Genomic DNA, 13,087 nt, shown 5'->3' with positions numbered 1-13,087 from the left:
TGGGTGGTTAGCTCAGCTGGGAGAGCATCGCCCTTACAAGGCGAGGGTCGCAGGTTCGATCCCTGCACCACCCACCAGAATTCTAAAAAGCAGGTCCGGTTGGACCTGCTTTTTTTATGCCTTCAGGAAACCGGAGGCCTTGTTGTTTTCTGTAGCAAAGCCGGCGCTCGTCCTTCGTTCGCCGGCTTTGACTGGGGGTGTCGCGATTACTTGCCGATGAGCGACTGCCCGCATACCCTTACCACGTTGCCGTTCACGCCTGCGGAAGCCGGATTGCAGTACCAGGCTATCGCCTCAGCAACATCTACGGGCTGTCCTCCCTGTGAAAGGCTGTTCATGCGTCGGCCGGCCTCTCGAATGGTGAATGGCATGTCGGCGGTCATCTGGGTTTCGATAAAACCCGGGGCGATGGCATTAATGGTCATTCCGTTCTTCAGGTGGCGGGCCATGGATTCGACATAACCAATCACGCCACTTTTGGCACAGGCGTAGTTGGTCTGACCGAAATTGCCAGCGATTCCGCTGATCGATGAAATGCAGACGATGCGTCCGTTCTCCCGCATCAGGTTGCGGGCAGCCAGTTCTTCGTCAATCCTCTCTTCAGCCGTCAGGTTGACTGCGATGGTCATATCCCAGAAGTGTTCAGGCATGTTACCCAGAGTTTTGTCGCGGGTAATACCGGCGTTGTGAATCACAAAATCCACGCCGCTGGTCTCTTTCTGGATAAAATCCGCGATGATTTTTGGCGCTTCGTCGTCGGTGATGTCGCAGGCAAAGGCCTTGCCTTTCAGTTTGCTGGTCACGCTTCTGAGTGCATCAAGCGCTGCTGGAATGTCTAGGCCGATCACCGTTGCTCCGTCTCTGGCGAGGGTCTCTGCAATGGCGGCGCCGATACCGCGGGAAGCGCCGGTGACCAGGGCTACCTTGCCAGCAAGAGGTGCTACCGGGTTGGTTGCTTTTGCTTCACTGGCCTTGCCAATGCGCACTGTTTGTCCGGAAACATAAGCTGACCGTGGTGAGAGGAAGAAACGCACCGAGGAATCAAGCTGGTTTTCAGCATTGGGGGCAATCCAGAGCAGGTTGGCTGTTGAGCCTTTCTTGCCAATCTCTTTACCGATAGCTCGGACAAAACCTTCCAGAGCCTGCTGAGCTGCGGCCTGGGGTGCTTTTCGGCAGGTGTGGGGATCCTGGCCAATCACCAGGACCCGGCCGTTGGTGGCCAGCCTGCGAATGGTCGGGTGAAAGAAATCATACAGCGCCCGAAGCTCGTCTGGTTTTTGCAGGCCTGAAGCATCAAATACCAGGGCCGGGAAAGTCGTGTCGGAGAGGCCTGTGATGTCCAGGGGGCGGGCTTTGGGCCCGGCTTTTGATGACTCTGCCAGGGTCTCCAGGCCGGAGGCATGATGCAGTGTCGCAGGGCTCGCTCCAACAATGTTGCCGAGAGTGGCAATCGCCCTGGCACCCTGGCCGGCCCCCATCAGTACGTCGCCCTCGATAAATGGCTGGTCTACACGTTTCAGGCGTTTGAGGGGGATGGGTGAAGGCAGGCCCAGAGATTGGGCCGCAGTCTTGCCAACGGGAGTGTTCACGAGTTTCAGGTACAGGTCAGACATAGGTTCTTCCTTGTGTTCGCGATTGATTGCAAATTAGCCTAAAGGGTAAGGAATCTTCCAGCTATTGTATTGACTCAATGCCGGTAGTGCCTTGTCAGACTTGCCAATGAGACGGCGCGGTCAGGCGCTAGACTCTGCAACCGTGTTGGATAACCGACACTTCATACTCTCACTTACAAGGAAGCACGGCGATGGCACAGGCAAAGAAAAGCACGGCGCCCGGAAAAAGCGCGACCAGCCAGGGAATACGGCGGGTGGCGATCATTGGTGGTAACCGAATTCCGTTTGCTCGCTCAAACACGGCCTATAGCAAGATCAGCAATCAGGAATTGCTGACATCCGCGTTGCGGGGGCTGGTGGATCGTTTTGGTTTGCAGGGTATGAGAATGGGAGATGTGGTTGCCGGCGCGGTAATCAAGCACTCCAGAGACTTTAATCTGACTCGCGAGGCAGTACTCAGTTGCGGGCTGGCGCCGGAAACGCCGGCTTACGACATTCAGCAGGCCTGTGGTACCGGGTTGGAAGCTGCCATCCTGGTGGCCAACAAGATTGCGCTGGGGCAGATTGAGTGCGGCATTGCCGGCGGCACGGACACGACTTCAGATGCCCCGATCGGGGTTGGCGAAGGGTTGCGGGAGATCCTGCTGGATCTCAACAGAGCCAAAACCACCGGTGAGCGACTGAAGGTTCTCGGCCGATTCCGTCCGGGGCATCTGATGCCGGAAATTCCGGAGAATGGCGAGCCCCGCACCGGAATGTCCATGGGGGATCACTGTCAGGTGACAGCCAGAGAGTGGCGCATTGCCAGGGAAGATCAGGATCGCCTGGCGTTGGAAAGTCATCAGAAGTTGGCTGCTGCCTACGATGAAGGGTTCTTTGATGACCTCGTGACCCCGATGGCAGGGCTGGATAAAGACAACATCCTGCGTCCGGATACGTCGCTGGAAAAGCTGGCCTCCCTCAAGCCTTGCTTTGATCGTGAGAATGGCACGATGACTGCTGCCAACAGCACGGCCCTGACCGACGGGGCGTCTGCCGTGCTGCTGGCCAGCGAAGCGTGGGCGAAAGCCAACAACCTGGAGGTGAAGGCCTGGCTGACGTTCTCCGAGGTGGCGGCTGTGGATTTTGTGGACAAGAAAGAAGGGTTGTTGATGGCTCCGGCTTATGCTGTGCCGCGTATGCTGGACAGGGCTGGCCTGAGTTTGCAGGATTTCGACTTCTATGAGATTCACGAGGCCTTCGCGGCACAGGTGCTCTCTACTCTGAAAGCCTGGGAGGACCCTGGATTTTGCAAGGAGCGTCTTGGGTTGGATAAGCCGCTGGGGAGTATCGATCGGGCCAGATTGAATGTGAAGGGGTCTAGCCTGGCTACCGGGCATCCGTTTGCGGCCACGGGAGGGCGTATAGTCGCGACGCTGGCTAAGTTGCTGGAAGAAAAAGGCGGTGGTCGCGGCCTGATCTCGATTTGTGCTGCCGGGGGGCAGGGAGTGACTGCGATCCTGGAGCGATAGGATTATACGTAATAACCGAAATCTTCTTTGACAGCGAGCGCTCAGCGCTATAGTATTCGCGCCACGTTGATCGGGTTAACCCGGTCATCAGCCAGTTTGATGCGGGATGGAGCAGTCTGGTAGCTCGTCGGGCTCATAACCCGAAGGTCGTTGGTTCGAATCCAGCTCCCGCTACCAATACCAGAAAAGGCAGGTCAGTTATTGTTACTGACCTGCCTTTTTTGTTTTCCAGACAAGCAAAGGGAATCTGCGGATGCCTGCGTACTCTGCGTCTCGTAATCTTGTGTTTATTGGCATGCCAGGCAGTGGCAAAAGCACCGTCGGAGTGCTCGTCGCCAAGAGGCTGGGGCTGGGCTTTATCGATACAGACCTGCTGATACAGCAGGCCGAGGGGCGCACCCTGCAGGAGATCGTGGACCAGGACGGTTATCTGGCGTTGCGGCAGGTTGAGGAGCGTGTGCTACTGGAGTTGCAGGGAAGTGGAGATGTGATCAGTACGGGCGGCAGCGCCGTGTACAGTGAACGTGCCATGGATCACCTCAGGCAGGCCGGCACGGTTGTCTTTCTTGATATCCCGTTGAGTGTCGTTCGGGAGCGCATCGGGGATTACAGTCTTCGGGGTATTTCCCGGCGCCCCGGGCAGTCGTTGGAGGCGCTCTATGACGAACGGTTTGCACTCTATTCCCGATACGCGGACCTGACCGTTCCTGGCCAGGGATTAACGCAGGAGGCGGTCTGTCAGTTGGTGATTGACGGTCTTCGCGTCTGAGCGCCCTTGCGGGTCAGGGGAGTTCTTCCCGCCAACGTTTGACTTTGACCTGAGCCTTGATCGCGTCAACGATTTCAAGAATCAGGCGGATCAGCGCTTCATTTTCCTCCGGCTCCGACGGTGCGTGCCCTCTGTCCGGCAGAAAAACGTTCACGATATCCTCAATAAACGCGTGGTTAGTGGTGGAGGCCAGGTCTTCCAGAACCTGGTGTACAACATTTGCCACAATGTCCCCTACCGCGTTCTCCAGCGTGTCCTGTATCGTCGGCCCGACGACGGGCAGGTATTTCAGGCGTGAAAGCTCGTGGTTCTGCTTCAGAGCCTGATCCACCCGGTTTTCAAGATAGGCTCTGAGGGCGCCCCGGTTGGGCACGTATCCTTCCCGGGCTGCCATCGCAACCCGGCCGGATAACCAGTCGGACAGCATTTCCCGACGGGGAAACAGGATGTCGTGCTGGATTCGGTCAAACAGGGGTGATCCTTTCCGGACTTCTTCCTGAACTCCGCTCAGGACTTTCAGGACGATTCGGTCCGATAACTCTTCCATGAATGCGTCGTAGTAAAAGTTCACAAACCGGAATAATCTGGTGTCTGTGAAATCGATGATTTTGTATTGGTGCAATCGGTAGATAATCGAGATAACGCGAAGAATCCTCAGAAAGCGCAGGCTGCCAACCGGAATGCAGCCAACCAGGTCGTACCAGTGGATGAACGGATAGAAGTACCAGCGGTCATAGATCTTTGCCTTGATGGAATAGGCCCAGCGAACCACAAACTCGGTCAGGAAAACGGCAACAAAAAGGATGTCGTAGAAAATGAAGCGTTCATGAATGGGGTGATAGGCAGACTGGAGCGCCGGTACATAGTCCCGAAGCAGGTTCTGAACCGCGATGAAATTGTAGATAGAGTCCCAGATAATGAACGTGAGATTGACGATCAGGAGGCCCAGCATGACAAAGTCGATGACAAACCAGATCAGCTGGTGGCTGGACTTGAGGTTTTCACGGTTTATTCGAAGCATCCGTCGGGCCTGTAGTGGGTGCTATAAGTGACTGACAGATTAGCGCATTTTCTCGGTTGGTTCGAGGCAGTGGAGTGCGATGATGAGGGCAACACTCCGGGGGAGAGCCGTGGCCCGGGGATGGGCATGGATAGCCAGGGAGCTTGCGGGTAAACTCTCCGTCCCTGTGACAAGGACCACACACTTATCGGGTCAGGACAGACTTTCATTGATGCGACTACCATGGATACAAAGGCCGACGGCGCGTAATCTGATTGCGGCCCTGCTGTTCCTGGCACCGACGCATGCTGTGTTTGCCAACCAGGTCCGTGTGGAAGTTGAGGGTGACTTCGACGAACTGCAGGAGAATGCCGAAATCCTTCTGGGGGAGGTTGAGGGCCGCACGGCCGATGGCCTGCGACGGTATGCATCGAGTGCGGTGGCGCAAGTGAAAGAAGCGGTGCGAGCGCTTGGCTATTACAACCCGGTGGTTCGTTGGCAAGTCTACGAACAGGAAGAAGAGCCGGCAGAATTGCGGTTGACCGTCTCTCCGGGCGAACCTGTCCGTATTCGGTCCCGGCGTGTCGACGTGCGGGGGCCGGGAGCCAGAGATCCGTCCCTGGTCTCCGGGTTGCCCGAACGTCCGCGGGCGGGGGATGTGTTGCACCATGGAGAATATGACGCCCTGCGACGTGCAATCCAGAATCGGGCTGGCCGCTCAGGTTATTTCGATGGGCAATACCTTGAGCGGCAGCTGGCGGTCGACCCGGAAGCCCTGGCTGCAGATATCCAGCTAGAGTACGAGACGGGGGAGCGCTACCGGCTGGGAGAGGTAACCTTCCTTGATGGCCATGGATTCGATGAAACCCTGTTACGTCAGTTCGTGACCATCGAACCTGGCGAACCGTTTCATGCCGACAAGGTGGCGCGCCTGAATCAGGATCTGTCGAACAGTGGCTACTTTTCAGGAGTTGATGTCGATGTCTCTCCGACCAAGGCCGAAGACCGGGTGATCCCTGTGGATATTGGTCTCACGCCCCGGCCGCCCCGCTCAGTATCCGCCGGTGTTGGTTTCTCGACCGATGTGGGCCCGCGTTTTCGGGGTAATTGGCGAGAGCACTACATTAATGCCAAGGGGTACAAGCGGGGGGCCGATACCGAATTGTCCGAGTTGCGCCAGAGCATCAGTGGCTGGTATGAATTGCCGCTTGACCCTCCGATGACCGACTCGATCCGGCTTGGAACCGGCTATCAGCGTGAACATATCGAAGATGTTGAGTCGGAAAGGCTGACGTTAGGGCAGCAGTGGAACCACCAGCTGGATAGTGGCTGGATGCAGGTGCTGTCAATGCGCTGGGAGGGGGAGCGTTACCGTATTGGTGACGAGGAACGTGGTACCTCAAGCCTTCTGTTACCTGGCGTCAGTTATTCCAAGCTGAGGGCGAACTCGCCGCTGGACCCGTCTCAGGGGTTTCGTCTCCAACTGGACGTGACCGGCGCCCATCGGGCGTTACTCTCCGACGCCGATATTCTTCATATCAACTTTCTGGCCAAGGGCCTGTACACCCTGGCGGATAATCATCGGTTCCTGGCCCGCTTTAATTTTGGAGGGGTGGCCACCAACAGTTTTTCTGACGTGCCGCCGTCATTGCGATTCTTCGCCGGGGGCGATCAGAGTGTGCGCGGCTATGGCTATGAAACCCTGTCGCCGGAAGACAGTGATGGCGTTGCGATTGGTGGCCGGTATCTGATCGTCGGGAGTGCCGAGTACCAGTACGAATTTGCCAGAAACTGGCGATTGGCCGCGTTTGTGGATGAGGGTAACGCTGTGAACAATGTCTTTGACCCACTGGCTACGGGTGTCGGGATGGGCATTCGCTGGGTCAGCCCGGTAGGGCCATTGCGTCTTGATGTTGCCAAAGGCCTGAACGACGAACTGGATGGCGGTTGGCGTATTCACTTTTCCATGGGGCCCGAACTTTGACCGACGAGCATCGGCAGGAGAACCCGGCACCTGAAGCCAGGCGCCGGCGCCACAGGCCCTGGTGGTTCTGGCCACTGATCATCGTGTTGGTCGTGGTGCTGGTGCCGCTGGTGTTGTTGCTCGCAGCGTTGCTTGTGCTCCGGTCGGAGACCGGGACAGCCTGGGTTATTGATCAGATCCCCGGGTTGCAGACTCATGATGCACAAGGGTCGATGTTGGGGGCCTGGCAGGCTGACGAATTGTCGTGGCAGGGCTACGGGGTTCGCGTTCGGGTTGAAAAGCCTGAACTTGACTGGTCTCCGGGCTGTCTGCTGGAGTTGACCGTTTGCCTGGATACGTTGAAAGCAGACAGCGTGGCCGTTGTGGTACAGAACGCCGACGGTGGGGAGGACGCGCCTCGAACCGATATTCACCTGCCGACCTTCAGTTTGCCATTGGCCGTCAGGATCCGGAACGTTCAGTTGGGGCAGCTGAGCGTGAACGATGAGACTGTCTGGAATCGCCTTGAACTCCAGGCCAGGCTCTCCGGAGCTACCGTCGACCTTGAGGAAGTGCTCTTCCAGCGCGACGATATCGTGATCAGCGCGAAAGGGCGAACCGTCATGCGTGGCGACTGGCCTCTTAACCTCACCGTGAACGCAAAACTCCCACCACCCGGTGGGGACGAGTGGCGGATCGGCCTGGACCTCTCGGGGAGCGTACGAGAGCTGCGTGTTTCAGGTACCAGTTCGGGGTATCTTACGGCCTTGTTTGAAGGGCGGGCTGAACCGCTTTCCGCTGATCTTCCGGCCCGCCTGACACTGACGTCGGACGCATTTCGCCCTGATGAGACGCTGCCTGAAACCTTGATGCTGAAAGACTGGCGGCTGGAGCTTGCAGGTTCTCTGGCCGGAGGTTTCCGTGCCCGGACTGAGGCAACCGTTCCTGCTACAACGGGGCCCGTCAGTGCATCCGTTGAAGGTTTACTGACACCGAAGGGCGCGTCAGGCGTGGCGCTCTCCATGGTTTCGCCCGGTCAGGAGGGCGTCCCTGAGGGTCGATTCGAGGCAAATGGCAGTGTTGTGTGGGCTGGTGATATTACGGCTGAAGCTCAGCTGATGATGGATCGGTTTCCGTGGTATGGATTGCTCCCAGAGCTGGATCGACCCCCGGTTGATCTGAATCGGTTGGAAGGTGAACTTCAGTATCAGGCCCATGAGTATCAGGCGGAGTTGGAAGCCTCGGTGACAGGGCCGCTTGGGGAGGCTGAGCTGTGGACCAGCCTCGAGGGCGACCTGGCATCGGTCACCGTCCGTCATCTGGATGTCAGTACCGGAGCAGGCTCACTCAGCGGTGACGGGGAACTCGGTTTTGCGGGGCCACTGGCCTGGAATGCCAGACTTGAACTTGATCAGTTCAATCCAGGTTACTGGCTGCCCATGCTGGAGGGCAGTCTGAACGGGCAGGTCGTTACTGAGGGACAGATGCGCCCCTCCGGTTTACCTGAATTATCTGCCAACGTAGACCTGAGTGGCCAGTGGCGGCAACAGAAGGTCGTGGCAAAGGGAGAGCTGACGACCGAAGACGAGCACTGGGCGCTGACCGATTTTTCTGTGAGGGTAGGTGAGAATACCGTCGGGGGAGAGGGTCGTTACGGTGAAACCCTGCTGGCCGATCTTTTTCTTGATTTATCCCGGCCCGAGCAGCTGATGAACGGTCTTGCTGGCGTCGCCAAAGGCAGGGTTCGCCTGTCTGGATCGCCGGGAGCACCGGAAGGTAGCTCATCGCTGAGTGTGGATAATTTCGCCTGGCAAGATAAGGTTCGTGTGAGAAAAGGGCAGCTCCAGGCCCGCCTTGGCCCTTCAGGTACCGTTGCACTTGAACTCGACGGCAATGAACTGAGCCTGGCTGGCCAGAAGCTGGATCGGGTGCAGGCAACGCTGGATGGCGATCAGGCGCGTCATGTTCTACGGGTTGAGGCGGATCATCCGGAAGCTTCGGTGCTACTGGAATTTGCTGGTGGGCTGGGGGAGCAGTGGCAGGAGTGGCGTGGTGAGATCAGCCGGGGTGAGATTGTGGTGATGGAGCCCGGCCAGACCTGGCGCCTTGATAGCAAGGCTGATCTGAACTACATCGACAGCACGTTGAGCCTTGGTCGTCACTGCTGGCTCTGGCAGGAAAGCTCTGTGTGCGCCGAAGATCAGCGTTTGTGGCCTGCACCACGTCTTGCATATGAAGTACGAGGCTTCCCGGCTGCAGCGTTCAGCCCGGCATTTCCGGAGACCGTTCAGTGGCAGTCCTCTATCGATGCTGACATCGCCCTTGAACTGACCGATGCCGGGCCGAATGGCCGTCTCAGGGTGGATGCAGGGGCAGGAGCCTTCCGTTTTCTGGTGTTGGACGAGTGGGAATCCATCCAGCATGACCACTTGGTCCTCGAAGCTACCCTGAAGCCCGAGGTGGCGGATATCGGGGTTGATTTCAGTGGTCCGGAGCTGGGAACTCTGAATCTGGATCTCGCGGTTGATCCCCTGTCGCCAGACCGGCCGATAGAAGGTGCGTTCAGTCTGGAGGATCTGAACCTGGCGTTCCTGTCGGCTTTTACAGGTATTGAAGATGTTCAGGGGCAGGTTAATGGGAAGGGTGCCTTGTCCGGCCCGCTGCTCAGGCCGGAGGTTACGGGCGAGCTGGTGCTGACCGACGGACGGGTGTTTGATCCAGGTCTGCCTCTGCCTCTTGAAGATTTGCTGGTTGTGCTGGAATTCCGGGGCCAGGCCGCAGACGTCAGTGGGCGCTGGCACAGCAATGATCGCAGTCAGGGGGAGGTGTCCGGGTCATTGGAGTGGGCGCAAACGCCTAACCTTATGATCAACCTTAAAGGAGACAGGCTGCCGGTGACCCTGGAGCCCTTTGCACGCCTGGAAGTCGGCCCGGACCTCGATATTTCATTTAGAGAAGGGGAATTGTCGGTTGCGGGCCAGGTGAACGTGCCTAGAGGGGAAATTGAAGTCCAGAATGTGCCACCGTCGGCCGTGTCGGTTTCTGAAGATGAGGTGATTGTCGGTGTTGAGCGCGAAGAGCCAGCCATTCGCTCAATGTTGATGGATGTGACGGTTGTCGTTGGTGAGGATAGGGTGTCTTTTGACGCGTTTGGTGTTACGGGCGATCTGGAGGGTACGTTGCGGGTTGGCAACAACATGGACACGCGAGGCACACTGCAATTGGTGGATGGCCGGTATGAGGCTTTTGGTCAGGAGCTGGAGCTTCGCAAGGCGCGGATACTCTTTGTCGGGGCGCTGACCAGTCCTTACCTCGATATTGAGGCGATCAGGGAAGTGGATACGGTGGTTGCCGGTATCCGGCTTACCGGCCCCGCCGAGGCGCCTGAGACCGAGGTTTTTTCTGAACCCGCCATGCCCCAGAGCGAGGCTTTGTCCTACGTCATTCTCGGGCGCGCTCCCAGAGGGCAGGGTGACGATGGCCAGATGAGCCAGGCAGCGTTGTCGCTGGGTCTCACTCAGGCGAGCAAAATCACCCAGGGCATTGGTAATGAGCTGGGGATCCGCAACCTGACTCTGGAGGCTGAGGGATCGGGTGACCAGGCCTCGGTGGTGGCGAGTGGCTATATCACTGAAGATCTGAGCCTGCGATATGGCGTGGGCATATTCGAGCCCATCACGACGGTGGCGTTACGTTACGATCTTGGGCGTTACTTTTATCTGGAGGCCGCCAGTGGACTGGCGGCCTCGCTGGATATTTTCTACACCCGAAACTTCTGACGTCTGTGTTCAGTCCAGTTCAAAGGTGGCATGGACACTGGCGCTGACTTCTCTTGGGCCGACACTGGAAACCGCGTCACCGACCATTTTGGCTTCTGCTCTCATCATGGGGACGGGGCGATGACCTCCGTTAATGTTCAGAGTCACTACCTCCCCGCATTGCTGGTCCAGTTGCTGTGCGACAAATTCACACCGGCTTTTTGCATCAGCAATCGCTCGTGCCAGAGCTTCGCGCTCCATGCCTTGCTCATCGGAGTGGAAAAACTGATGGCTGCCCAGATGATACTGGAGCCCCAGGCCATTGGCTTTCTCGATCAGAGGGTTCAGCAAGGAGAGATCTGAAATAGAGAAGCTGACGGTTTGGCTGGCGACAGACATCTGTTTCGGGTCCTGATCTTTCTCCTGTGTCGGAATCATGCGGGTATAGACGCTCAGGTCGGCGTCTGAGTAGTCGTTGAGCTCAGACCGATACGTGCCGATGGCCTTACGCCATTCAGCCATTACGTTGCCGACCGTTTCGGAAGCAGTCTTTGCGTCGGAGTGTTCGGCACGGGCGGTGAACTGAAGTCTGGCACTGTCAGGTTCATAGCGGACACTGCCTTCACCGCTCAGGCTGACTTCTCCGGCGAGGGTCGTCGCAGGCAGTGTCATGAGGGCAGCGGCAATTACCCCGGTAAATCGGGACTTGAACATGATCCTTCTCCTTTTCAATGGGCGTCCGGGCTTTGCCGGTCGTTCAGGCGCTCCAGTTTCCGGAACCGGGCGGCATGCACAAAATGGCTGAAGATCCGACGGTGTCCGGTGTGGTAGAGCAGGTATTCGGGATGCCACTGCACCCCGAGTAGCCATTGCTGGCCGGTGTTTTCAATGGCTTGTACAAACAGGTCGTTATCCACGGCACTCACCCGAAGCTGACGGCCGAGGCGCTTGATGGCCTGACTGTGAATCCGGTTGGCTCCGATGACGTGGCTGTACATCAGCCTTCCGATACGACTGTTCTGGACCAGGCGAACGGTTTGCAGGGGGAGCAGAAGAGGCCGGTGGCGAGTGTGGACGCGTAACGGCGTGACATTCTGGCAAAGTGAACCGCCGTGATAAACGTTGATAAACTGGGCTCCGCGACAGATTCCCAGCACGGGGATACTGATGGCTTCGGCCCGCTCCAGAAGACGGGTATCGGTTGCGTCGCGTTTCAGGTCGTAACGCGCTGTCACCTGTGGCTGCTGTCCGTACCGGCCAGGATGCACATGGGTGCCCCCGGACAGCACAAGGCCATCCAGAAGGTCGACATTCGTCCGGTCTCCGGGGCGGATGTAGTGTGTTCTCGCGCCATGCAACCGAAGTCCAAGGCTGATCAGCCGGTGTGACATGCTTCGTCTGGCCGGGCCGCTGATACCAATGGTCAGCCCTGGTATGTCTGTATCCCTGTGGGCTTCAGACATAACCGTGCTGGCGCAGCCAGGTGTCTGTTGTCTCACGCCAGGAGTGAGTCAGATTGTGCAGATTGAATTTCTGGGCGTCGCGGAATGCCTGCCTGAGGCTGCTTAGGTCCGGCGCGTTGTTTGCCAGTTCTTCGAGAACCACCCAGTCGTTCCAGACCGTCGAAAAGTGCCAGTCAGGGTTGTCGATGTCACAGTCTGGCAAGCGGTAGTGCAAGGTGGGGCGGCTCTTGATTCGTGGATCGTTGACATATTCCGCGAGTAATACGTCATCCAGGTGAGCAAACAGCGGCAGAAGGTCCAGAGCCTTATTGCGAGTTGGATTGTGTTGGAGGTAATCCCGCATCAGTGTCTGCAGGTCGGGATTGTAATCATCGGCCGTCAGCTTCTCCGTATAGCGGCCGCTCCAGGGCTCGATATACGTGGTGAATTTCCGGCTGATGTCGAGCTGGTGTCTGGATTTTAGCCAGTCATACAGCAGGCCGAATGCTTGAAGGTACCGAATCAGAGTGCCTGCTTGCAGGTCTGGAAGCTCAGGGTTGAGCTGAAGGCCGAACGCAAAGTAGATGGCTTCCCGGCTGCCTTCAGCGCCGAGGGCTCTTAGTTCGTCAACCAGATGTTCGATGTCGTCCAGGGCCGACATCACCAGGGGAGGCGATACGATTTCCAGAGGCACAACTCTCTCGGCCGCAAAATCAATAACATCCATCGCGTGGGTGCCAATCTCCCGAATGGATTCCGGGAAGCGTTCGTCAGCCAGGTCCAGATCTTTGATCGGGTCGGAGTCGAGTTCGATGGTGTAGGTGCCGGCGTCTGTCTCCAGCCGGGTGACATAGCGGGAAGCCAGCTCAGGCGTGCCAGCCAGCAGGTGCGCGGCGTGTGTGACAAGGTCGTCGTAACTCAGGCCGGACAGTTCAATTTCAACCCCAACCTTTCGTTCCTGTCCGTCCTGGTTTTTCTGGTTTACCGGCATCTTACAGCGCTTATATGCAGTCATGGCGTCTAGCGGCTTC

At 57.7% G+C, this 13,087-nt stretch carries 9 protein-coding genes and 2 tRNA genes; 6 read left to right on the top strand and 5 right to left on the bottom strand.

Going from position 1 to position 13,087, the window contains the following annotated elements; genetic code table 11:
* Position 1 precedes the first annotated feature (1 nt).
* A tRNA-Val gene (locus K325_RS0109650) sits at positions 2 to 77 on the top strand.
* A gap of 129 nt (positions 78 to 206) precedes the next feature.
* Here the strand turns inward: K325_RS0109650 and K325_RS0109645 are convergent.
* Positions 207 to 1,613 (bottom strand): 3-oxoacyl-ACP reductase, encoded by a 1,407-nt coding sequence (locus tag K325_RS0109645; RefSeq protein WP_029654060.1) that lies wholly within the window; start codon positions 1,611 to 1,613, stop codon positions 207 to 209.
* Positions 1,614 to 1,804: 191 nt separating this feature from the next.
* On the opposite strand from K325_RS0109645, the gene K325_RS0109640 reads away from it, so the two are divergent.
* From K325_RS0109640 to K325_RS0109630, 3 genes are all read left to right on the top strand, one after another.
* Positions 1,805 to 3,124: an acetyl-CoA C-acetyltransferase gene (locus tag K325_RS0109640; protein WP_051146606.1), complete on the top strand. Its 1,320-nt coding sequence runs from the start codon at positions 1,805 to 1,807 to the stop codon at positions 3,122 to 3,124.
* Positions 3,125 to 3,224: 100 nt separating this feature from the next.
* Positions 3,225 to 3,301, top strand: a tRNA-Met gene (locus K325_RS0109635).
* Positions 3,302 to 3,377: 76 nt separating this feature from the next.
* Entirely contained in the window at positions 3,378 to 3,893 is a 516-nt protein-coding gene (locus K325_RS0109630) for a shikimate kinase (protein WP_029654058.1), read from the top strand.
* A gap of 13 nt (positions 3,894 to 3,906) precedes the next feature.
* On the opposite strand, the gene K325_RS0109625 is transcribed toward K325_RS0109630, so the two are convergent.
* Positions 3,907 to 4,914, bottom strand: a complete 1,008-nt coding sequence (locus K325_RS0109625; RefSeq protein WP_029654057.1) for a hypothetical protein — start codon at positions 4,912 to 4,914, stop codon at positions 3,907 to 3,909.
* Between the two features lie 211 nt (positions 4,915 to 5,125).
* Between K325_RS0109625 and K325_RS0109620 the strand changes: the two genes are divergently transcribed.
* Together K325_RS0109620 and K325_RS0109615 are read left to right on the top strand one after the other, a co-directional pair.
* Positions 5,126 to 6,877 (top strand): autotransporter assembly complex protein TamA, encoded by a 1,752-nt coding sequence (locus K325_RS0109620; protein ID WP_084694199.1) that lies wholly within the window; start codon positions 5,126 to 5,128, stop codon positions 6,875 to 6,877.
* The gene (locus tag K325_RS0109615; RefSeq protein ID WP_029654055.1) at positions 6,874 to 10,635 is read left to right on the top strand and encodes a translocation/assembly module TamB domain-containing protein; all 3,762 of its coding nucleotides are present in this window, start codon (positions 6,874 to 6,876) and stop codon (positions 10,633 to 10,635) included. The genes K325_RS0109620 and K325_RS0109615 overlap by 4 nt, the downstream gene beginning before the upstream one ends.
* A 9-nt stretch (positions 10,636 to 10,644) precedes the next feature.
* Here the strand turns inward: K325_RS0109615 and K325_RS0109610 are convergent, their stop codons facing one another.
* The 3 genes from K325_RS0109610 to K325_RS0109600 are packed head-to-tail and all read right to left on the bottom strand — an operon-like array spanning position 10,645 to position 13,071.
* Positions 10,645 to 11,328 (bottom strand): SIMPL domain-containing protein, encoded by a 684-nt coding sequence (locus K325_RS0109610; protein ID WP_029654054.1) that lies wholly within the window; start codon positions 11,326 to 11,328, stop codon positions 10,645 to 10,647.
* Positions 11,329 to 11,342: 14 nt separating this feature from the next.
* Complete coding sequence (locus tag K325_RS0109605; RefSeq protein ID WP_029654053.1) at positions 11,343 to 12,077, bottom strand: gamma-glutamyl-gamma-aminobutyrate hydrolase family protein; 735 nt, start codon at positions 12,075 to 12,077, stop codon at positions 11,343 to 11,345.
* A complete protein-coding gene (locus K325_RS0109600; RefSeq protein ID WP_029654052.1) occupies positions 12,070 to 13,071 on the bottom strand; it encodes an amidoligase family protein in 1,002 nt (333 codons plus the stop codon). Before K325_RS0109600 ends, K325_RS0109605 begins: the two co-directional genes overlap by 8 nt.
* Positions 13,072 to 13,087: the final 16 nt, after the last annotated feature.

Source organism: Marinobacter daepoensis DSM 16072 (genome assembly GCF_000421165.1).
In the GTDB taxonomy this organism is placed as follows: Bacteria; Pseudomonadota; Gammaproteobacteria; order Pseudomonadales; family Oleiphilaceae; genus Marinobacter; species Marinobacter daepoensis.
This window is presented reverse-complemented; position numbering and strand designations above follow the sequence as displayed.

Bases quoted from the DNA above. Each gene is read 5' to 3' on its own strand.
- K325_RS0109600 (WP_029654052.1), bottom strand. From the start codon at position 13,071: ATGACTGCATATAAGCGCTGTAAGATGCCGGTAAACCAGAAAAACCAG.
- K325_RS0109605 (WP_029654053.1), bottom strand. From the start codon at position 12,077: ATGTCTGAAGCCCACAGGGATACAGACATACCAGGGCTGACCATTGGT.
- K325_RS0109645 (WP_029654060.1), bottom strand. From the start codon at position 1,613: ATGTCTGACCTGTACCTGAAACTCGTGAACACTCCCGTTGGCAAGACT.
- K325_RS0109630 (WP_029654058.1), top strand. From the start codon at position 3,378: ATGCCTGCGTACTCTGCGTCTCGTAATCTTGTGTTTATTGGCATGCCA.
- K325_RS0109610 (WP_029654054.1), bottom strand. From the start codon at position 11,328: ATGTTCAAGTCCCGATTTACCGGGGTAATTGCCGCTGCCCTCATGACA.
- K325_RS0109640 (WP_051146606.1), top strand. From the start codon at position 1,805: ATGGCACAGGCAAAGAAAAGCACGGCGCCCGGAAAAAGCGCGACCAGC.
- K325_RS0109625 (WP_029654057.1), bottom strand. From the start codon at position 4,914: ATGCTTCGAATAAACCGTGAAAACCTCAAGTCCAGCCACCAGCTGATC.
- K325_RS0109620 (WP_084694199.1), top strand. From the start codon at position 5,126: ATGCGACTACCATGGATACAAAGGCCGACGGCGCGTAATCTGATTGCG.